Genomic DNA, 20,467 nt, shown 5'->3' on the forward strand with positions numbered 1-20,467 from the left:
GTGCATTCTAGCGAGCAATATCCGCTCCAACAGAAGCTTTGTAACAGTTTTGACGGATAGTTACATTTGCTTACGTTTGCGGCCTATTTCCGGGATGACAGGCGATATGCAACGGGCGTTATTGCCGCGTCGCGAGCCCGCCCCTGGGCAGTGTCGGAAGAAGCTGCGCGGTCTCGACGCCGCCAGCTTGCCGCCGCTTTCGGGGGTATGCGGCGGGCGGCTCACAAATAAGTATGTATAACTAACTAAAATCGTGAAGCGTCGATGCGCGGCGGCCGCCACGCGCACGACCGTCGCATTTAGAACCACCCGAGCCACCGGTACACATGAAACTGCGCAATGCCGACCAGTTCGTGCAACGCAATCTCCGCGTTGACGAAATTCTCGTAACGCGGCAGCAGCCCGACGCGTACATGGCGCGTATTGGAGATGACGGGTTCAGGCGCGAGTCCGAAGCGATGGAAGTCGAGCAGCGCGCGCGGCATCTGAAACGCGGACGTGACCAGGATCAACGAATCGTAGTGCTGCGCCTGCAGGAGCGCGGCCACGTCACGGGCGTTCTCGTAGGTCGTGAGACTGCGGTTTTCGAGGGTGACGTCTGCACGCGGTACCTGCCTCTGCAGCAGGTAGGGCAGGTAGGTATCGGCTTCCGACGCTTCGTGCCGCTGCGGGTTGCCGCCGCTGATGATGACTTCGCAGAGTGCGCCGGTTCGTTTGCATGCCGAATAGATTTCGGCGCTCGTCGCGATTCGCGCCAGTGCGTCACGCTTCGGGACCAGTTTATGATCGTCGTCATAGTAGGTGCCGCTGCCTAGCATCACAATCACCGTGTGCGCGCCGTACTTTGGGGGCGTCAGGGGTTGCGGATTGCGTTGGGCCCAGTCGAGCAGCGGCGCTGCTAGCCAGCCCGCCGCAAACAGCCAGAAGAGGGCCATAACGGCCAGTGCGAGCGGGACGCGCGCTCGCCTCGTTAGCAGAATTGCTGCAAAAAAAAGCGCCAATAAAGTGAATAGAATCAATTTAAATGGGGTAACGTATGGTTTTTGGGGACATTCACGCCTGCCGCTATCGCGCCACCTCGGTCGCATCATAGGCACGTGAAAAGGACGCTAGCACGAGGTTCGATCGGGGACCCCAAAACATGGAATAACAGGTGGCGCCTGGCGGGAGACGGTGGCATCGCCCTTGCGATGCGCTCCCTGCCATGGGTGGGTGCTACGCGCGTCACTGGTGGCGCGGTGATGTGCTGCGCAAAGATGTGTCATGGGCTGCACTTTAAGAAAGAAGTGAGATGACCACGTATTCCAACGAAGCAGTTCTTGAAGCGCTGCGGCGGGCGCAATACCGCCAGGTCCCGTGGGCCCGGCGCCCGGGTGTATTCGAATATCTTCGCGCGCTCGGCTTGATGGAGACGGTTCGGCAACGCACGGTTGCACCTGCTCCGGGTTTTCATGCGCCGGTCGACATCGCCGTGCTGACCGACCGGGGCCGGGCCGAATTTGCCCGCCTCGAGCGCGATGAGCGTTCGCTGAACTGGACCGCGCGCAGGATGAACGATTACGTTGCCGCGGAGAGACGTACGGCGGATCTGGAAGTTCGCCCGTAGGTCAAACTGCGCTGTTCGAGGACAGGCGCCGGCGCGTCGCCGCCGGTGCTTTGGCATTGCTGCGCACTTTCGCAAATCCGCAAAAAAAAGCCCGTATCGCAAGGATACGGGCGTACCGGAATTACTACTGCCACGCTGTGCTGATGGCATAGATGAGACTGGCTCGAGTCCCGCTGGTTCCCACGAATGCTCGCGAATTCCTGCGATTCTCCGCAAGGTTTACCCGCGTCAGGGCAGTCTGTTTCGCAATCGAATTCAGGGCTCGTCCTGAGCCCGCTGACGCGTCGTTTTAATGACGGCGTTGCTCGCTCTCGCGCGGCGGCTCCGGCCGCGTGCGTACATTACTTGCGATATCGCCGCGCAAATCGCCGCGCGGTGCGGGCGGAGTGAATTCCCGAGGGCGCTCGCCCTGTTGCCACGTCTCGAGCGAGGCAGTACGGTCAGGCCGCCAGTTCCAACCCTGGGACCTTTGCTGTGCGAAGGTAGGTGCGGCAATCAATGAAACGACAATGCCGCACAGAAGCAGTGACATTGGTTTCATGCTGGGCTCCATTCAAACCCGTTGGCTTGGGTTTTTGTGCATACTCATACGGTATGCTCAGGAGCGAAAGCGCGCTGTAAGTAATCGTAAATGGATGTTTCACTGCGTGTCTGTAGCACGGCAGTCGGGATTGCGGCGCGGCGCTGATGAACAGCGTACCGCGCACGTCGGCGACTCTCGCGGCTGCGCCGTCGCCGACACAGCCCAGGCTGGGTTCAGTCTGACAGATACACGCCGGGCGCCCAAGGGCGCCCGGCGGCATAACAACGGTGTCTCAGGCCATCTTGACCGGCGCGCGCCACGATTCCGGATTGGTCCAGAAGGCGCCGCGCAGGCGGTCGCGGCTCGGCGGTGCGGGCGGCTTGGCAGCCGTCGCGCCAATCCGGCCACGCAGCGAGATTTCCCGGCCGCTCGTGCCGAGTCGCTTGACTATTTCGGCGAGCGTACCATCAGCTTGCCACTCGTCGAAACGGCGGCGGCAGGTCGGCGGCGAGGGGTAACGGCCGGGAAGCTTGGACCAGCCTTCTCCCGTCGAGAGTACCCACAGAACCGCATTGACAACCGCGCGCGCTTCCACACGTGGCCGACCGCGTCGTTCGCTCCGTGCTGGCTCCGCACAGAACAACGCCTCGACCAGCGCCCACTCGTTGTCTCTCAAATCGTCGAACAGCATCATGTCTCACCTCAGCGAAGCTAACTCCGGTGCGCTGCCCCGCGCCGCGCACTCTCCATGCACTCAATCGCGAGTGCCAGGCGGGGTCGGGCTAGCCACGGTTCTGGTTATGCAACCAGGTCCATGGCGCCGACCCAGTGCGCATCCAAATGCACGAAGCGTGCCATCTTGTTAAAAACTACCTCGAAGCCCCGTAACATCGGGCCAGCGCGGGCGTTAGTCAGGGGCGTATAAGAATCCAAAAAAGCCGTCCCGCAAATCGGGACAATCACCAATCTTGTGCAATCAGGCCCGCGCAACGTGCGTTTGCGCCTTATTGCTGCATCGCAGCGAAATGATCGAATGGCTGTGAGGCACCAAAAGAAACAATACAATGCTCATCAAATGAGGTCATTGATGAGGAAGCAGGATGAATGTCACGCTGCGCCAGCTAAGGGTTTTCATTGAGGTCGCGCGCTTGCAGAGCTTTAGCCGCGCAGGCGACGAGATCGGGCTGACGCAGTCGGCGGTGAGCCGCTGCGTGCGGGAACTGGAGGCGGAAATCGGCCTCAAGCTGATTGACCGGACCACCCGCGAGGTTCAGTTGACCGACGTGGGCGGCAACCTGGTATCGAGCGTCTCGCGTCTGTTAGCCGATCTCGACGACACGCTGCGTGAGATACGCGAGATCGGCGAGCAGCGGCGCGGGCGGGTGGTGGTGGCGGCGAGCCCGACGGTCGCCTGCCGGTTGATGCCACAGGTGGTGGCGAGTTGTGGAAAGCAGTTTCCCTTCATCACACTGGGGCTGCGCGACGACGTGCAAAGCGATGTGGTGCGCAAGGTCAAGTCGGGCGAGGTCGATTTTGGGGTCGTCATTGGGCCGTTTTCCGCGGACGATCTGCTGAGCGAGCCGCTGATGACCGATTCGTTCTGTCTCGTCTCGCGCGCCGATCACCCGCTGGCGGCGAAGACGCGGGTAGCGTGGTCGGACCTGGAAGGCCAGCGGCTCGTGATGCTCGATTACGCGTCCGGTAGCCGGCCGATCATCGACGCCGTCATGAGCGAGCATGGCGTCAGCGCCACGGTGGTGCAGGAACTGGGGCATTCGGCCACCGTGTTCGGGCTGGTGGAGGCGGGCGTGGGCGTCAGCGTGCTGCCGTGGCTGGCTTTGCCGCTGCCCGCGGATACCTCGCTGGTGGCGCGGCCGCTGGTGCCGCGCGCCGAGCGCACGGTCGAACTGGTGCGGCGGCGCGACCGGTCGCTGTCGCCGGCGGCGGAGGCGGTGTGGGGCTTGATCCGGCAATTGCCGGCGCGGGCGGAGGATCTGCGTTAGAACGGGGCGAGTTGGCTAAACTATCGGCCTGTATGACACATGTCTCATAACCTGAACCGACCTGCCTGGATGTCTTGATGAGCGAATCCGATCTGTCCGCCCCTTTCCTGTCGAACGCGCGTGACGCCGTCCGCGCGCTGCGCCCCTCCCAGATTCGTGAAGTGGCCAACGCCGGGTTTGGTGTGGAGAACGTGCTGCCGTTCTGGTTTGGCGAGTCCGATCGCGTGACGCCGGAGTTCATCCGGACGGCGGCGAGCGATGCGCTCGCCCAGGGCGCCACCTTCTACACCCACAACCTCGGTATTGCGCCACTGCGCGAAACGCTTGCCGGCTACGTGACGCGCCTGCACGGCGCGACCTCGGACAACCACATCGCGGTCACGAGTGCCGGGGTCAACGCCTTGATGCTGGCTGCGCAACTGGTTGTGGGCGCCGGCGACCGGGTGGTGGCGGTCACGCCGCTCTGGCCGAATCTGGTCGAGATTCCGAAGATCCTCGGCGCCCATGTCGAGACCGTCGCGCTCGGTTATGGCGCACAAGGCTGGACGCTTGATCTGGAGCGCCTGCTTGCTGCCCTCACGCCGGACACGAAGCTCTTGCTGATCAACTCGCCGAATAATCCGACCGGCTGGGTGATGAGCGCGGACCAGCAACGGATCGTGCTCGAGCATTGCCGGCGGCATGGCATCTGGATCGTCGCCGACGAGGTCTACGAGCGGCTTTACTATGCTGGCGACGCGGCCCGCAGCGCGCCGTCTTTTCTGGATCTGGCTGGACGCGACGAGCGCGTGATCTGCGTCAACTCGTTCTCGAAGGCGTGGCTGATGACCGGCTGGCGGCTCGGCTGGATCGTCGCGCCGGCGGCCTTGATGGACGATCTGGGCAAGCTGGTCGAGTACAACACGTCGTGCGCGCCGGCCTTCGTGCAACTGGCAGGGGTGGCCGCCGTTCAGCAGGGCGAGCAGCTCACGCGGCAACTGGTGGCCGACCTGCAGACTTCCCGCGATCACCTGGTCGAGGCGCTCTCCGCGCTGCCAGGGGTCGACGTGAAGGCCCCGCTGGGTGCAATGTATCTGTTCTTCTCGATGCCTGGCGCGGCGCAGAGTCTTGCCCTGTGCAAGGCGCTGGTGCGCGAGGTGGGCCTGGGCCTCGCGCCCGGCAGCGCCTTCGGTCAGGAGGGCGAGGGGTTCGTGCGCTGGTGCTACGCCTGCGACCCGGCCCGGCTCGACGCCGGCGTCGCTCGGCTTCAGCAGTTCCTCGCGCAGCACGCTGCGAGCTGAACGCGTGGCTTCCGTGGCCGCGGCAGAGCGGTATTGGGCTCGGGTGAGTCCGTCTTGTGACACCGTTTTGAAGCGGTCGGCCGTTAAAGCGTCCACAGGAACGAAATGCAGGGCTGAAAAGCGCGTACGGAAAATGCACATGAAATGCGGGAGTCGCCGGGATTTCGTCTTTACGCATTGAATGTTTTTGCGTAATATGGCGCTCAGTCACGCGATTCCTTGCAGGAATATCGCTGCTCCGTCCGGCTGGGTTTGGCTCGATTGCCTGTTTCGCCTCCCCCCGGTGCGTGCTCCCATCAATATGACCGATCAGAATCGGGCGAGCGCGTCTTCAGTTCCAAATCGTCTGTTTGATCCGGTTCTTTGACCACAGGGTCTGACCTAGCTGCATGAATACCCAAGAGGCGAAGATCGTCCTCGAGACTGCCTTGATCTGCGCGCAGGAGCCTTTAAAGCTCGCTGAGCTGCGCAAGCTCTTTGCCGACGGCGTGTCGGCAGATACGGTTCGCACGTTGCTCGAAGACCTGAAACACGATTGGTCCGGGCGCGGCGTAGAGCTGGTTGGGCTTGCGTCGGGCTGGCGGTTTCAAAGCAAGCCCGCGATGCGTTCGTATCTGGATCGACTGCATCCCGAGAAACCGCCGAAATACTCGCGCGCCGTTCTCGAGACGCTCGCGATTATTGCGTATCGGCAACCGGTCACACGCGGCGATATCGAAGAGATTCGTGGCGTGACGGTGAACACGCAGGTGGTGAAGCAACTCGAGGATAGAGGCTGGATCGAAGTAATCGGCCATCGTGACGTGCCCGGCAGGCCTGCGCTGTACGCGACCACCCGGCAGTTTCTCGACGACCTCGGTTTGCGGGCACTCGACGAATTGCCGCCGCTGGACGATCCGTCTGCGCAGCTGAACGCCGACCTGCTTGGCCAGCATGCGATCGAATTTCCTGACGCTGTAGCGCAGGGGAACGAAGAGATAGACGCCGAGGCATCGGCCCACGCTGCGGTGTCGGGGGAAGACGTGGCCCCTGACGCACCGGTTGCCGTAGAGCAGCCCGTGGCTGCGGCGCTGAACAGTGCCCACGATAGTGTCGAGCCCACTTTTGCCGAACATGAAGATGCCCCGGCTCAAGAAGATGTGCTTGCTCAAGACGCTGAGGCGACGCCGCCGGCAGGAACGGAAATAGCTGGCCTTGCAGAGCCGGACCACGACACTGCTGCTGAAGAACATGCTGAACCGCAAGCCGATGCCGCCGCAAGCGCCGCTCCGGTTGCACAAGATCAGGATCCGGTCTCCCAGGCCGGTCCCGCAACACCCGCGCACGACTCGGGCGAACTCCGCGGTACGGAGCACGCCGTCGAGTCGAACCCGACACGTGTGGCGCATGGCGATCCAGAAGATCGCCACGATGTCGCACAGGACGCGGGCGTACTGACCGACGACGAAAACGAGTCGCGCAGCGCCTGACGTAACCGAACTTTTTGCCGCGCCCGCAACGGGCGCGCGCGACCTGACATTTTGAGGTTGTTTTGACAGATACCCACGATACCGATTCGTCCGAATCCGAGCACGCTGTGCATGCCACGCGCGCCGGCGAAACGCGTACTTCGCAGGCACCGGGAGGCGAGTCCGATCGCCCGGCGAACGCCGAAGGCGCCGAGGGCGAAGAACGTCCGCGCCGCGGACTGCGCCGCGGGCCGCGTAGCCTGATCGCGCGACGTCGCGCGGGGGCGAAGAACAAGACTGCGGAAGGTGCGGCCGAACCGGTCGTGACGGAAGCGCCGCCGGACGGCGAAGTAGTCGCGCAGGTTCGCATGCCGCGCAAGGAACCGGGCTCCAAGGGGCAGGGTCCGCGCCGCAATGCAGGTGGCAAGCGCGAAGGCGCGGCGAACCGTGAGGGTGGTCCGCGCGAAGGCGGCCAACCCCGTGAAGGCGGTCCTCGCGAAGGCGGCCGCCCGCGTCAGAATCGCCGTGGCGGCGAAGCGCCGGTCGTGGCCGCGGCCGCGTCGGACGCGAACCCGGACGATCTGTTTTCTTACGTGACCTCGCCCGCGTTCGACGCGGACAACAGCACCACCGGCGGCGTGCGCGCCCCGATGCTGCGTCGTGGCAAGCCGGCTGCGCCGAAGCGAGTGCTGTCCCCGGACGACGACGCACCGAAGCTGCACAAGGTGCTCGCCGAAGCGGGCATGGGTTCGCGCCGCGATATGGAAGAGCTGATCATCGCCGGCCGCGTTTCGGTCAACGGCGAGCCGGCTCACATCGGTCAACGCATCATGCCGACCGATCAGGTTCGCATTAACGGCAAGCCGGTCAAGCGCAAGCTGCAAAACAAGCCGCCGCGCGTGCTGCTGTACCACAAGCCGACTGGCGAAATTGTCAGTCACGCCGATCCGGAAGGGCGTCCGTCGGTGTTCGACAAGCTGCCGCCGATGAAAACCGCCAAGTGGCTGGCGGTCGGCCGTCTCGACTTCAACACCGAAGGCCTGCTGATGCTGACCACCTCGGGCGATCTGGCAAACCGCTTCATGCATCCGCGTTACAGCGTCGAGCGCGAGTACGCGGTACGCGTGGTCGGTGAGCTGGCCGAAGGGATGCGTCAGAAACTGTTGCACGGCGTCGAACTCGAAGACGGCCCGGCGAACTTCCTGCGTATCCGCGATGGCGGCGGCGAAGGCACCAATCACTGGTATCACGTCGCGCTGGCCGAAGGCCGCAATCGCGAGGTGCGCCGCATGTTCGAAGCAGCCGGCCTGATGGTCAGCCGCCTGATCCGTACCCGCCACGGCCCGATCTCGCTGCCGAAGGGTCTGAAGCGCGGCCGTTGGGAAGAACTCGAAGACAACCAGGTGCGCAGCCTGATGGCATCGGTGGGGCTGAAGGCCACCAGCGAAGAAAAGGGTGGCCGCAGCGCGGCGCCTGAGCGCAAGCAGCCGGATCCGATGCAAACCTCGATGGGCTTCATTAATCGCGAGCCGGTGCTGATGTCGCATGGCCGTTTCGATCAGCAACCGCCGCGTGGCGGTGGTCAGCGTCGCGGTGCGGCAGGTGGTGGTTTCGGCGGTGGCGCCGGTTCCGGCTTTGGCGGCGGTTACGGTCGCGGTGCGGGACGGGGTGCGAGCGGCGGTGGTTTCACCGGTCCGATGAGCAGCGGTGGCGGGGCGAATGTGCCGCGCGGTGGCCGCGAAGTCGATGGCAACCGTGCGCCGTCGGGCAACGGCAATCGTGCTGCTGGCGGCGGCAAGCGCGCTGGCGCCGCGGGTGGCAACCCGGGCAACGGCGGCGGTCGCGGACCGGGTGCAGGCCCGGGCAACCGCGGCGGCAATGCGAACCGCTCGGGCGGCGGCAATCCGAACGCCGGAGCGAATCGCGGCGGCGGTCCTCGCGGACGCTCGCGCGGTCGCTAGGACAGCAGGGCTGGATACGGCCCGCGCAAGGGTTTCGACAGGCGTGTCGGGCACGCCTGCTTCGTGCAAAAGACGAGCACGCCACAAAACGTAAATTCGGGCCGCAAAATCAGAATGCAAAATTCGGGGCGAGATCCACTGGCGATCTAACCCCGCAAGCTGCGCCGAACACCTTGCGCAATGCGCTTTTCGCCCCCATCTGAGCCAAGATCGCAGTGAAATCAAGCGGAAATGCGTGTTTCATGCCCTGCGCCGGTTTGCGTTTGTCCTGAAAAATGGCTACAATCGCAGAGTCGCTGGGCGTGCGGCTTTTCATGTGCGGCTCAGGTGCGACCACCGGCAATAAGATGATGGGCGTTTCGCCCATTTTTTTTTGCCGCTTTAGTTTGTGGTTCGGCATCTCGGGTAGCACGAACGTGCGCCAGCTTGGCGCGCGGCCCGCAGGTTGTTTGCAGGTAAAACCGGCAGGCTTGCCGCGCGAACATCTTAGAGGGCACTGTGCAACTGACGGAACTGATTGAAACCACGGTCGTGGGTCTCGGCTACGAGCTCGTCGATCTGGAGCGCACCGGGCGCGGCATGCTGTGTATTTTCATTGACCAGCCGGCCGGCATCGCAATCGAAGATTGCGAAAAGGTCACGCGTCAGCTCCAGCACGTTCTGACGGTCGAAAATATCGATTATGAGCGGCTTGAAGTATCGTCGCCGGGTCTCGACCGCCCGCTGAAGAAACTGGCGGATTTCGAACGCTTCGCAGGCAGCGAAGTGGCAATTACATTGAAAAAGCCATTGGACGGACGGAAATCGTACCGGGGCATCCTGCATGCTCCGCAAGGCGAGACGATCGGTCTGGAATTTGAAGGGAAGGAAGGCGCCGCGATGCTCGATTTCACGCTCGCGGACATCGATAAAGCACGCCTCGTTCCAAAGTTTGACTTTAGGAGCCGCAAACAATGAGTCGCGAAGTGTTGATGCTGGTGGATGCGCTGGCACGCGAGAAGAACGTCGACAAAGACGTGGTATTTGCCGCGCTTGAAGCGGCTCTCGCTTCGGCCTCCAAAAAACTCTTCGAAGAAGATGCGGACATCCGCGTCCATATCGACCGTGAAAGCGGCGAGCACGAAACGTATCGCCGCTGGCGCGTGGTGCCGGACGAAGCCGGTCTGCAGGAGCCGGATCAGGAGATCCTGCTGTTCGAAGCACGTGAACAGAAGGCCGATGCGCAGCTCGACGAGTTCATCGAAGAACCGGTGCCGTCGATCGAATTTGGCCGTATCGGCGCGCAGGCCGCCAAGCAGGTGATCCTGCAGAAGGTGCGCGACGCCGAGCGCGAGCAGATCCTGAACGACTTCCTGGAACGCGGCGAGAACATCATGACCGGTACGGTCAAGCGCCTCGACAAGGGTAATTTCATCGTCGAATCGGGCCGTGTCGAAGCGCTGCTGCGCCGCGACCAGCTGATTCCGAAGGAAAACCTGCGCGTGGGCGACCGCGTGCGCGCCTACATCGCCAAAGTCGATCGCACCGCTCGCGGTCCGCAGATCGAACTTTCGCGTACGGCACCCGAGTTCCTGATGAAGCTGTTCGAAATGGAAGTGCCGGAAATCGAGCAGGGCCTGCTCGAGATCAAGGCGGCGGCGCGCGACCCTGGCGTGCGCGCCAAGATCGGCGTGATCGCTTACGACAAGCGAATCGATCCGATCGGCACCTGTGTCGGCATCCGCGGTTCGCGCGTGCAGGCTGTGCGCAACGAGCTCGGTGGCGAAAACGTCGACATCGTGCTATGGTCGGAAGATCCCGCCCAGTTTGTGATCGGCGCTCTCGCGCCGGCAGCCGTGCAGTCGATCGTCGTCGATGAAGAAAAGCATTCGATGGACGTCGTCGTCGACGAGAACGAACTGGCGGTCGCAATCGGCCGTAGCGGCCAGAACGTGCGTCTTGCCAGCGAACTCACCGGCTGGCAGATCAATATCATGACGCCGGACGAATCTGCGCAAAAGCAGAATCAGGAACGCGGTGTTCTGCGTGACCTGTTCATGGCGCGTCTCGATGTCGACGAGGAAGTGGCTGACATCCTGATCGACGAAGGCTTTACCAGCCTCGAAGAGATCGCCTATGTGCCGCTCAACGAGATGCTCGAGATCGAAGCGTTCGACGAAGACACTGTGCACGAGCTGCGCAATCGCTCACGCGATGCGTTGCTGACGATGGCAATCGCAAATGAAGAAAAGGTCGAAAATGTTGCACTCGACCTGAAGAGCCTGGACGGCATCGACGCCGACCTGCTCGCGAAGCTGGCCGAACATCAGATTCACACACGTGACGATCTGGCCGAGCTGGCTGTAGATGAATTGGTCGAGATGACCGCGATGGAAGAGGATGCCGCTAAGGCGTTGATCATGAAAGCACGTGAACATTGGTTCCAGTGAGAAATGACCATGGCGCACTAAATTGAAGCGGCCCCAGGCCGCATGACACGATGCTAACCGCAAGGAATCGGTCCTTGCATTAAGAGGAATGAATGGCGAGTAACAACGTAGCCCAATTTGCCGCGGAACTGAAAATGCCTGCAGGCGTGCTGCTTGAGCAGCTGCAGGCAGCAGGCGTCACTAAAGCGAGCGAAGACGACACCCTGTCCGAAACGGACAAGGCGCGTCTGCTCGACCACTTGCGCAAGTCTCACGGCTCGACTGATGCGGACAAGCGCAAGATCACGCTGACGAAACGGCATACGTCGGAAATCAAGCAGTCTGATTCGACGGGTAAGGCTCGTACCATTCAGGTCGAAGTGCGCAAGAAGCGCACGTTCGTCCGCCGCGACGAAGCGGGTGGCGAAGGCGGCGATGCATCGAATCATGTGGCTGAGGCCGACGTCGATACGGATGACCTCGAACTTCAGCGTCGCGAGGAAGAAGCGCGTCACGAAGCCGAGCTGCTCGAAAAGCAGGCTCAGGAGCTGAAAGCGCGTCAGGAACAGCTCGAACGCGAAGAAGCCGAGCGTCAGGCGCGTGAGCAGGCTGCCGAAGCCGAGCGGCGTCGTGCGGAAGAGGAAGCGGCGAAGAAGCGCGCTGCTGCCGCCGCCGAAACTGCCACGCAGAAGAAGGTCGAGCAGGTTGTGCAAGCTGCGCAGCCCGAAGTAGCAGCACCGGCTGCGGCGACCGAACAGGACGACGAACGCGCCGCAGCGGAACGCGCGGCGCAACGCGAAGCCGCGAAGAAGGCGGAAGACGCAGCGCGTCTGGCCGCGGAAAAGACGCGCGCCGAGCAGGAAGAAATCAGCAAGCGCCGTGCGAAGGCAGAAGCCGAAGCGCGTGCCATTCGCGAAATGATGAGCACGCCGCGCAAGGCGGCCCAGCCCAAGGCGCCTGAGCCTGCTGCTGCTCCGGCTGCGGCCGTCAAGCCCGCTGAAGCGCCTAAGGCTGCGGAAGCCAAGGGCACGTTGCACAAGCCGGCTCGTCCGGCAGGCGAAGCGCCGGCGCGTCCGGCTGCCAAGAAGCCGGTGGCGGCAACGCCGTCTGCGACTCCCGCACCGTCGGCTGGCGACAAGAAGAAGCCGGGCGCGGGCAAGGGCGGCTGGCAGGACGACGCAGCGAAGCGCCGCGGTATCAAGACGCGTGGCGATACGAGCGGCGGTGTCGATCGCGGCTGGCGCGGTGGCCCGAAGGGTCGCGGCAAGCATCAGGATCAGAACACCACGTTCCAGGCGCCAACCGAACCGATCGTGCGCGAAGTGCACGTGCCGGAAACGATTACGGTGGCCGATCTGGCGCACAAGATGGCCGTCAAGGCGTCCGAAGTCATCAAGTCGATGATGAAGCTCGGCCAGATGGTCACGATCAACCAGATGCTGGACCAGGAAACGGCGATGATCATCGTCGAAGAACTGGGCCATCATGCGGTTGCGGCCAAGCTGGACGATCCGGAAGCGATGCTGGTCGAAGGCGAGGTCAGCTCCGATGCAGAATCGCTGCCGCGTCCGCCGGTCGTCACGGTCATGGGTCACGTCGACCACGGCAAGACGTCGCTGCTCGACTACATCCGCCGCGCCAAGGTGGCAGCGGGTGAAGCGGGCGGGATTACACAGCATATTGGCGCGTACCACGTGGAAACGCCGCGCGGCGTGATCACGTTCCTCGACACGCCGGGTCACGAGGCCTTCACGGCCATGCGTGCTCGCGGTGCGAAGGCAACGGACATTGTGATTCTGGTGGTTGCAGCCGACGACGGCGTGATGCCGCAGACGAAGGAAGCGATTGCCCACGCGAAGGCAGGCGGCGTGCCGCTCGTCGTCGCGATCAACAAGATCGACAAGCCGGATGCGAATCCGGAGCGCGTGAAGCAGGAACTCGTCGCGGAAGGCGTCGTGCCGGAAGAATACGGTGGCGATTCGCCGTTCGTGTCGGTGTCGGCCAAGACCGGCGCAGGCATCGACGACCTGCTCGAAAACGTGCTGCTGCAGGCCGAAGTGCTGGAATTGAAGGCACCGGTCGAAGCGCCGGCCAAGGGTCTGGTCATCGAAGCGAAGCTCGATAAGGGTAAGGGTCCGGTTGCAACGATCCTGGTTCAGTCGGGTACGTTGAACCGTGGTGACGTCGTGCTGGCAGGCAGCGCCTATGGCCGCGTGCGCGCCATGCTCGACGAGACCGGCAAGCCGACCAAGTCGGCTGGTCCGTCGATCCCGGTTGAGATTCAAGGTTTGTCGGAAGTGCCGCAGGCTGGCGAAGAAGTCATCGTCATGCCGGACGACCGCAAGGCGCGTGAAGTCGCACTGTTCCGTCAAGGCAAGTTCCGCGACGTCAAGCTGGCCAAGCAACAGGCCGCGAAGCTCGAGAACATGCTGGAACAGATGGGCGAAGGCGAAGTGCAGTACCTGCCGCTTATCGTCAAGGCCGACGTGCAGGGTTCGCAGGAAGCGCTGGTGCAATCGCTGCAAAAGCTCTCTACCGACGAAGTGCGCGTGCAGATCGTGCACGGCGCGGTGGGCGGCATCAGCGAAAACGACGTCAACCTGGCAACGGCTTCGAAGGCGGTCATCATCGGCTTCAACACCCGTGCGGATGCACAGGCGCGCAAGCTGGCGGAGTCCAACGGTATCGACATTCGCTACTACAACATCATCTATGACGCTGTGGATGAAGTGAAGGCTGCGATGTCGGGCATGCTGGCACCGGAGAAGCGCGAAGTCGTCACCGGTATGGTCGAAGTTCGTCAGGTCTTCAAGGTGCCGAAGGTCGGCGCGGTGGCCGGTTGTATGGTCACGGACGGCTTCGTCAAGCGCTCGTCGTCGGTGCGCGTGCTGCGCAACAACGTCGTGATTCATACGGGCGAGCTCGATTCGCTCAAGCGCTTCAAGGACGACGTCAAGGAAGTGCGTCAGGGCTTCGAGTGCGGTATGTCGATCAAGAACTTCAACGACATTATCGAAGGCGACCAGTTCGAAGTCTTCGAAGTCACTGAAGTCGCGCGTTCGCTGTAATTCAGGCGCAACGCTGAAGGGGCGGGGCGGGCGCTTGCGCCCCTCCGCCCCTTGTTTTTGTGCGCGTGCATTTTGTGCTCGCGTGCGTTCGCGGCCCCGCCAGGGAGACGCGAACCCCATTGCTATCCGCCAGAGCGGATCACGGATTCACCATGCCTAAGAAACGTACTTCTCCCAATCGCAACGTGCAGATCGCCGATCAGATCCAGCGCGACCTGTCCGAGCTGCTGCGCGAGATCAAAGACCCGCGCATCGGTATGGTCACGATTCAGAGCGTCGAACTGACGCCGGACTACGCGCACGCGAAGGTCTACTTCACGACGCTGACCGGCGACCCGCAACAGACGCTGCAAGGCCTGATTCATGCGGCTGGCCATCTGCACAATCAGTTGTTCAAGCGCCTGCATATCCACACGGTGCCGACGCTGCATTTCCACTACGACAAAACCATCGAACGTGCTGTGGAAATGTCGCGTCTGATCGACGAGGCGAACGCTAGCCGCGCGAAAGACGAGTGATTGCGCGCGGTGTTGCAGATTCCTCGATGCTCACCGTTGACTGCATGTTGCCCATGCTGACTTCCCGTTCGTCCTCATCGTTTTGATATGACCGCACCTCAACGGCCCCGTGTGCCGCGTCGCGCGCTCGATGGTGTGCTATTGCTCGACAAGCCCATTGGCCTGTCGAGCAACGACGCGCTGATCCGGGTGAAGCGCCTTTACCTGGCGAAGAAGGCTGGCCATACCGGCACGCTCGATCCCCTCGCCACCGGTTTGCTGCCGCTGTGTTTCGGCGAGGCGACCAAGTTCTCGCAGGATCTGCTCGAAGCCGACAAGACCTACGAGGCCACCATGCGCCTCGGTATCCGCACGGCTACCGGCGACGCGGAAGGCGAGGCGATCGAAACGCGCGAAGTGGCCTGTGATCAGCCGGCGGTCGTTGCTGCGATGGAGCGCTTTCGCGGCGACATCGTGCAGGTGCCGCCCATGTATTCGGCGCTCAAGCGCGACGGCAAACCGCTGTACGAATACGCACGGGCGGGTCAGGTGGTGGAGCGGCAAGGGCGTCCGGTGATGATTCATGCGCTTGAGATGCTGGCTTGCTCGCTGCCTGATGTGACGTTCCGCGTGACTTGCAGCAAGGGAACGTACGTGCGCACGCTGGCCGAGGATATCGGCGAGGCGCTTGGCTGTGGCGCGCATCTGGTTGCATTGCGGCGCACGGGCGTCGGCGCGTTGACGCTGGAACATTCGGTGACGCTCGATGCGTTGTCCGACGCGGCCGAAGCCGAGCGCGATAAGTGGCTGCAGCCGGTCGACGCTCTGCTTTCGACTTTCCCGGCAGTGCAGCTCGATGAAGAAGGCGCACGCCGCTTTCTGCACGGTCAGCGCCTGCGTCTGGCCGATCTCACGTTGACCAAAGAGGCGGCTGCTGCGGAGCGTGTGCGCGTCTACGCTGCGGAAAGCAAGCTGCTTGGCGTCGCGAAGCTAGGCGAGGGCGTGCTGGCGCCGGAGCGACTCGTGGTGAACGCGGCAAGCTAAGGCGCGATTCGCAAAAAACAAAAAAGGCGGCCCCGTCATTGCGGTACCGCCTTTTTCATTGCTGCGCTTGCTTCGAAGACGTTGAGTCAATCACGCTGAGCCAAACCTGCTCAAGTCCCGCCTTCGAAGCCACATCAACCGTCAATGCGCCGCTGCCGCCGCTGCACCGGCATCGCCACCTGCTCGCTCAGGCTTCGTGATCCAGATCAGCGCAATCAGCGCGACGAAGATCCCTGCCGAGACGTAGAACAGATCGTTCACCCCCAACTGCGCCGCCTGCTGCGTCACCATATTGTTGAAGAGACCGTACGCCTGCGGCTGACTGAAGCCGGCCGCACCCATCTGACGTATCGACTGATCGAACACCGGGTTATACAGGTTGGCCTGGGCACTCAGGCGTGCGTGATGCAGGATCGTGCGGTGATCCCAGGCAGTCTGGAAAATCGACGTGCCGATACCGCCGCACATGATCCGCACGAAGTTCGACAATCCCGATGCCGCCGGAATCCGGTTGCCTGGCAGACCTGACAACGTGATCGACACCAGCGGAATAAAGAACCCCGCCATGCCGATGCCCTGAATCAGCGTGGGAACCAGCAGCGAAAACGTGTCGACGCCGGTGGTATAGCGCGAACGCATCCAGAAACACAGCGCGAACACCAGGAACGACGCCGTGGCGATGTAGCGCGGATCGGTACGCGGCAAAATCTTGCCGGTGATGGGCGAGAGCAGCACCGCGAAGAAGCCGACCGGCGCCATAACGAGACCGGCGTTGGTGGCGGTGTAGCCCAGATCGGTTTGCAACCACAGCGGCAACAACACGAGGTTGCCGAAGTAGAGCCCATAGCCGATCGATAGCGCCACCGTGCCGCCGGTGAAATTGCGCTTGCTGAACAGCGACAGGTCGACCACAGGATGTTCCGCCGTCAGTTCCCAGACAATGAAGAACGCGAGCGCGATCACCGCGGTCAGCGCTAGCACCACGACCGTGGTGGAGGCGAACCAGTCGAGGTCTTTACCCTTGTCGAGCATCACCTGCAGCGAGCCGACCCAGATGATCAGCAAGGCGAGTCCCACGCCGTCGATCGGCGCCTTACGGATTGCCGAATCGCGATTGCGGAAGATCGTCCACGTGGCGATGGCGGCAATTGTGCCGACCGGAATGTTGACGTAGAAGATCCACGGCCATGAGATGTTGTCCGAGATCCAGCCGCCCAGAATCGGGCCGGCCACCGGTGCAATCAGTGTGGTCATGGCCCACATGGAAAGCGCCATGGGCGCCTTCGCGCGTGGATAGCTGGCCAGCAAAAGTGTTTGAGACAGCGGAATCATCGGCCCGGCGACCGCGCCTTGCAGCACGCGCGAGGCGAGCAGGAAGGGCAGCGTCGGCGCAAGACCGCACATCCACGATGAGATCACGAACAGGATGATCGACGCCATGAACAGGCGCACCTGGCCGATGCGCTCGGTGAGCCAGCCGGTCAAGGGCACGGAGATCGCGTTCGCCACCGCGAACGACGTGATCACCCACGTGCCTTGATCGGACGAGACGCCGAGATCCCCGGAGATGGACGGGATCGACACGTTTGCAATCGAGGTGTCGAGCACGTTCATGAAGACGGCGAGCGACACCGCGATGGTGCCGATCACCAACTGCGCCCCCTCTAACGGCGGATGAGGAATGGGCGCTTGAGACTGAGCCATGTATCAGAAACCTTGTTTTAATGTGGCGCAGCGTTACATTGCCTTGGCGGGTGCATTGGTATCGCGGGCAGCCGACTTCTGTCCACCGCCGCCTTGACCCGCGTTTTCAGCAATGATGCGGGCGATTTCGGCGTCGGCCTGATCGCCGTACTTGTCGAACACGTTGGTCTGATAGATCGTGTTCGGTGCTTCGCCCAGCTGACCGCCGTTTTCGTCCTTGATGCTGACGTCGGCGTCCATCGACAGGCCGATACGCAGCGGATGCTTTTCGAGTTCCTGCGGGTCGAGCGCGATCCGCACCGGCAGACGCTGCACCACCTTGATCCAGTTACCCGTGGCGTTCTGTGCCGGCAGCAGCGAGAACGCCGAGCCCGTGCCAGCCGAGAAGCCGACCACCTTGCCGTGGAACACCACCGACGAGCCATACACGTCGGCCGTCAGTTCGACCGGCTGGCCGATGCGCATATGCTTCAGCTGAACTTCCTTGAAGTTCGCGTCGACCCACACGCCGTTCAGCGGCACGATCGCCATCAGCGGATTGCCCGGCGAGACGCGCTGGCCGACCTGCACCGAGCGCTTCGCAACGTAACCGGTGACCGGCGCCGGCAGCGTGTTGCGGGCGCTCGCCAGATAGGCGTCGCGCACCTTGGCAGCTGCGGCTTCCACGTTCGGGTGGTCGGCAATCGTCGTGTTGGCGGTCAGCGCGCGGTTCGATGCGAGCTGTTGCTTCGCGGCGTCGAGTGCGGCCTGGGCGCTCTTCACGGCATCACGGGCGTGCGAGATTTCTTCCTGCGACACGGCGCCGGTCTGGGCGACCAGCATGCGGCGGCGCAGGTCGTCCTGGGCGCGTGAGAGATCCGCTTCACGGACTTCCACCTGGGCCTGGTACTGGTTGTCGTCGGCGAACAGGCCGCGCACCTGGCGTACCACCTGGCCGAGATTGGCCTCGGACTGTTCCAGCGCGACGCGTGCATCCGCCGGGTCCAGCACGACGACCGGGTCGCCGGCCTTGACTGTCTGCGTATCGTCGGCGTTCACCGCGATGACCGTACCGGTCACTTGCGGCGTGATCTGCACGACGTTGCCGTTCACATACGCGTCGTCAGTCGACTCGTGGAAGCGCGCGACGAGGAAGTAGTAAAACCCGTAGGCGATCGCGGCAATCAGGATCACGATGACGAGCAACGCCATCATGCGCTTGCGTTTGCTGTTGTTCGCCGGTTGTGCGTTGGCAGCAGGTTGCTGGGGGGTGCTCATTGATATGCTCCGTATTCTCTCAATCTGCGTCGTTTATTCGGGTGGGCATTCGGATTCAGTTCGCTGCCGGTGCTGCTGTTTGTGCCGTGCTGGTCGCTTGAGCAGTTGGCGTGGCCGGTGTCGTCTGCGCTGCCGGAGCCGCTTGTGCCGCGGGTGAGGCGGACGCGCCGTCCGGTGCATCGGCCGGTACCACGAGACCAGTCTGGGTCGCGTCGAAACCGCCGCCGAGCGCCTTGATGAGACCGATCTGCATGTCGCGGCGGCGCATCTTCAGATTCGTCACCGTCTGTTCGGCGGCGAGGCGGTTCTGGTCGGCGGTCAGCACCTGCAGTTGTTCCGACAGACCCGCCTTGTAGCGGATCACGGCCAGCTGGTATGCCTTGGTCGAGGCGTCGAGCGCGCGCTGTGCGTCACCCGATTGCTGATCGATCGAACGGATCGTTGTGATCTGTGTGGCGACATCCGACAGCGCGCTGATCAGCGTCTGGTTGTAGTTGGCGACGTCCAGGTCGAAGTCGGCGTAGCGGCCTTTCAACTGCGAGCGCAAGGCGCCGGCGTCGAAGATCGGCAGGTGGATGGCCGGCCCGAACTGCATGTTGCGGCTCGACGAGGTCAGGAATTTGCCCCATCCGAACGCATCGAAGCCCGCAGCGGCGGACAGATTGATGTCCGGGAAGAACTCTGCTTTCGCTTCCTTCACGTCGTGCATCTCGGCTTCGACCTGCCAGCGTGCGGCGACGATATCGGGGCGGCGCGAGACCAGATCGGCAGGCACGTTATCCGGCAGGATGACGGGGTCGCCCACCGTCAGGACCGGCTTGGCGATCTGCAAGCCGCGATCCGGTCCCTTGCCAAGCAGCGCACCCAGCTGATAGCGCACGTTGGCGATCTGGCCATCGAGATCGCTCAGGTTGGTCTGGCTCGTCGCGATGTTGCCGTTGGCGGTCTGCTGCTCGACGTTGGTGTCGAGACCAGCGACAACGCGGCCATGGGTGATGCGGCCAATGTCCTGACGATTGGCGATTTCGCGCGCAGCGATATCGCGCAGCGCGTACAGCTGGGCAAGCTGGTTATACGTACTCGCCACCGACGCGGCGAGCGTCACACGCGCCTGCTGCACGTCGGCTTCCGCCGCTTTCTCCTGCGAGACCGCCTGGCCAAGGCGCTGACGGTTCTTGCCCCACAGGTCCAGATCCCAGGAGGCGCTCGCCAGCACGTTGTTTTCGCTGTACCAGGTGCCACCGTAGGGCGGCGGGTAGATCGAGTTTTGCGAGAAAATCTCGCGGTTCCACGAATAGCTGCCGTTGACCTTTGGGTACAGCGCCGAGCGCGTGGATTCGATATAGGACGAAGCCTTTGCGAGCCGCGCCTGAGCCTGGGCGATCGACGGACTGCCTTCGAGCGCTTCTGCGATCAACTGTGGCAGTTGCGGGTCGCCGAACTGATTGGCCCAGTCGAGCGACGGCCACTGGCCGCCCTGCGCCGGCAGGCTCTGGCTCGATTCGTACTGCGTCGCCGGCGCGATCTGCTTGTCGCTCTTGATACCGCTGTAGTTCGCGCACCCCGCGAGGGCCAGCGCCGTCACCGCAGCGGCGACAGCGGCCCGGCACGAGACGGCGGGCGCGGACAGGGAAAGGGATTTCATCGCTGCACTCATGGTCAGTGAAT

16 protein-coding genes and 1 pseudogene are annotated in these 20,467 nt (G+C 62.9%); 10 read left to right on the plus strand and 7 right to left on the minus strand.

The genetic code is table 11. From position 1 onward, the window contains the following. Positions 1–299: 299 nt before the first annotated feature. Complete coding sequence (locus P3T20_RS18870) at positions 300–1,019, minus strand: YdcF family protein (protein ID WP_429287537.1); 720 nt, start codon at positions 1,017–1,019, stop codon at positions 300–302. A gap of 272 nt (positions 1,020–1,291) precedes the next feature. Between P3T20_RS18870 and P3T20_RS18875 the strand changes: the two genes are divergently transcribed. After that, positions 1,292–1,606 carry a hypothetical protein gene (locus P3T20_RS18875; RefSeq protein WP_074264994.1) on the plus strand — a complete coding sequence of 105 codons (315 nt, stop codon included), beginning with the start codon at positions 1,292–1,294 and terminating at the stop codon, positions 1,604–1,606. Between the two features lie 289 nt (positions 1,607–1,895). On the opposite strand, the gene P3T20_RS18880 is transcribed toward P3T20_RS18875, so the two are convergent. Together P3T20_RS18880 and P3T20_RS18885 are read right to left on the minus strand one after the other, a co-directional pair. Further along, a complete protein-coding gene (locus tag P3T20_RS18880; RefSeq protein ID WP_074264993.1) occupies positions 1,896–2,147 on the minus strand; it encodes a hypothetical protein in 252 nt (83 codons plus the stop codon). A 277-nt stretch (positions 2,148–2,424) separates the two neighbouring features. After that, positions 2,425–2,820, minus strand: a pseudogene (locus P3T20_RS18885) (transposase); the annotation flags it as partial. Between the two features lie 409 nt (positions 2,821–3,229). Here P3T20_RS18885 and P3T20_RS18890 point away from each other — a divergent pair. From P3T20_RS18890 to rluB, 4 genes are all read left to right on the plus strand, one after another. Beyond that, a complete protein-coding gene (locus tag P3T20_RS18890; RefSeq protein WP_429287538.1) occupies positions 3,230–4,132 on the plus strand; it encodes a LysR substrate-binding domain-containing protein in 903 nt (300 codons plus the stop codon). Positions 4,133–4,209: 77 nt separating this feature from the next. Further along, positions 4,210–5,412, plus strand: coding sequence for a pyridoxal phosphate-dependent aminotransferase (locus P3T20_RS18895; RefSeq protein ID WP_429287539.1), 1,203 nt, complete (start codon positions 4,210–4,212; stop codon positions 5,410–5,412). A gap of 389 nt (positions 5,413–5,801) precedes the next feature. Beyond that, positions 5,802–6,881, plus strand: a complete 1,080-nt coding sequence (scpB, locus tag P3T20_RS18900; RefSeq protein WP_429287540.1) for an SMC-Scp complex subunit ScpB — start codon at positions 5,802–5,804, stop codon at positions 6,879–6,881. A gap of 62 nt (positions 6,882–6,943) precedes the next feature. After that, positions 6,944–8,821 carry a 23S rRNA pseudouridine(2605) synthase RluB gene (gene rluB / locus P3T20_RS18905; RefSeq protein ID WP_429287541.1) on the plus strand — a complete coding sequence of 626 codons (1,878 nt, stop codon included), beginning with the start codon at positions 6,944–6,946 and terminating at the stop codon, positions 8,819–8,821. A 109-nt stretch (positions 8,822–8,930) separates the two neighbouring features. Here rluB and P3T20_RS18910 read toward each other — a convergent pair whose 3' ends face one another. Then, on the minus strand, positions 8,931–9,221 hold the full coding sequence (locus P3T20_RS18910; protein WP_143787521.1) for a hypothetical protein: 291 nt from the start codon (positions 9,219–9,221) through the stop codon (positions 8,931–8,933). Between the two features lie 98 nt (positions 9,222–9,319). Between P3T20_RS18910 and rimP the strand changes: the two genes are divergently transcribed. The 5 genes from rimP (at position 9,320) to truB (ending at position 15,838) form a co-directional block, all read left to right on the plus strand. Then, complete coding sequence (rimP, locus tag P3T20_RS18915; RefSeq protein WP_074264987.1) at positions 9,320–9,778, plus strand: ribosome maturation factor RimP; 459 nt, start codon at positions 9,320–9,322, stop codon at positions 9,776–9,778. Then, positions 9,775–11,250, plus strand: coding sequence for a transcription termination factor NusA (gene nusA, locus P3T20_RS18920; protein ID WP_074264986.1), 1,476 nt, complete (start codon positions 9,775–9,777; stop codon positions 11,248–11,250). The genes rimP and nusA overlap by 4 nt, the downstream gene beginning before the upstream one ends. Before the next feature lie 92 nt (positions 11,251–11,342). Beyond that, the gene (gene infB, locus P3T20_RS18925) at positions 11,343–14,297 is read left to right on the plus strand and encodes a translation initiation factor IF-2 (protein ID WP_074264985.1); all 2,955 of its coding nucleotides are present in this window, start codon (positions 11,343–11,345) and stop codon (positions 14,295–14,297) included. 152 nt (positions 14,298–14,449) lie between these two features. Next, positions 14,450–14,815 (plus strand): 30S ribosome-binding factor RbfA, encoded by a 366-nt coding sequence (rbfA, locus tag P3T20_RS18930; RefSeq protein WP_074264984.1) that lies wholly within the window; start codon positions 14,450–14,452, stop codon positions 14,813–14,815. Positions 14,816–14,902: 87 nt separating this feature from the next. Beyond that, positions 14,903–15,838 (plus strand): tRNA pseudouridine(55) synthase TruB, encoded by a 936-nt coding sequence (gene truB / locus P3T20_RS18935; RefSeq protein WP_074264983.1) that lies wholly within the window; start codon positions 14,903–14,905, stop codon positions 15,836–15,838. 141 nt (positions 15,839–15,979) lie between these two features. On the opposite strand, the gene P3T20_RS18940 is transcribed toward truB, so the two are convergent. Genes P3T20_RS18940 through P3T20_RS18950 form a run of 3 tightly spaced genes read right to left on the minus strand, consistent with a single transcriptional unit; the run spans position 15,980 to position 20,444 of the window. Beyond that, positions 15,980–17,542: a DHA2 family efflux MFS transporter permease subunit gene (locus tag P3T20_RS18940; protein ID WP_074264982.1), complete on the minus strand. Its 1,563-nt coding sequence runs from the start codon at positions 17,540–17,542 to the stop codon at positions 15,980–15,982. A gap of 33 nt (positions 17,543–17,575) precedes the next feature. Next, positions 17,576–18,799 (minus strand): EmrA/EmrK family multidrug efflux transporter periplasmic adaptor subunit, encoded by a 1,224-nt coding sequence (locus P3T20_RS18945; RefSeq protein WP_074264981.1) that lies wholly within the window; start codon positions 18,797–18,799, stop codon positions 17,576–17,578. Positions 18,800–18,854: 55 nt separating this feature from the next. Next, complete coding sequence (locus P3T20_RS18950) at positions 18,855–20,444, minus strand: efflux transporter outer membrane subunit (RefSeq protein ID WP_074264980.1); 1,590 nt, start codon at positions 20,442–20,444, stop codon at positions 18,855–18,857. Positions 20,445–20,467: the final 23 nt, after the last annotated feature.

Source organism: Paraburkholderia sp. GAS206C (assembly GCF_050435645.1).
GTDB classification, from domain to species: Bacteria; Pseudomonadota; Gammaproteobacteria; order Burkholderiales; family Burkholderiaceae; genus Paraburkholderia; species Paraburkholderia phenazinium_B.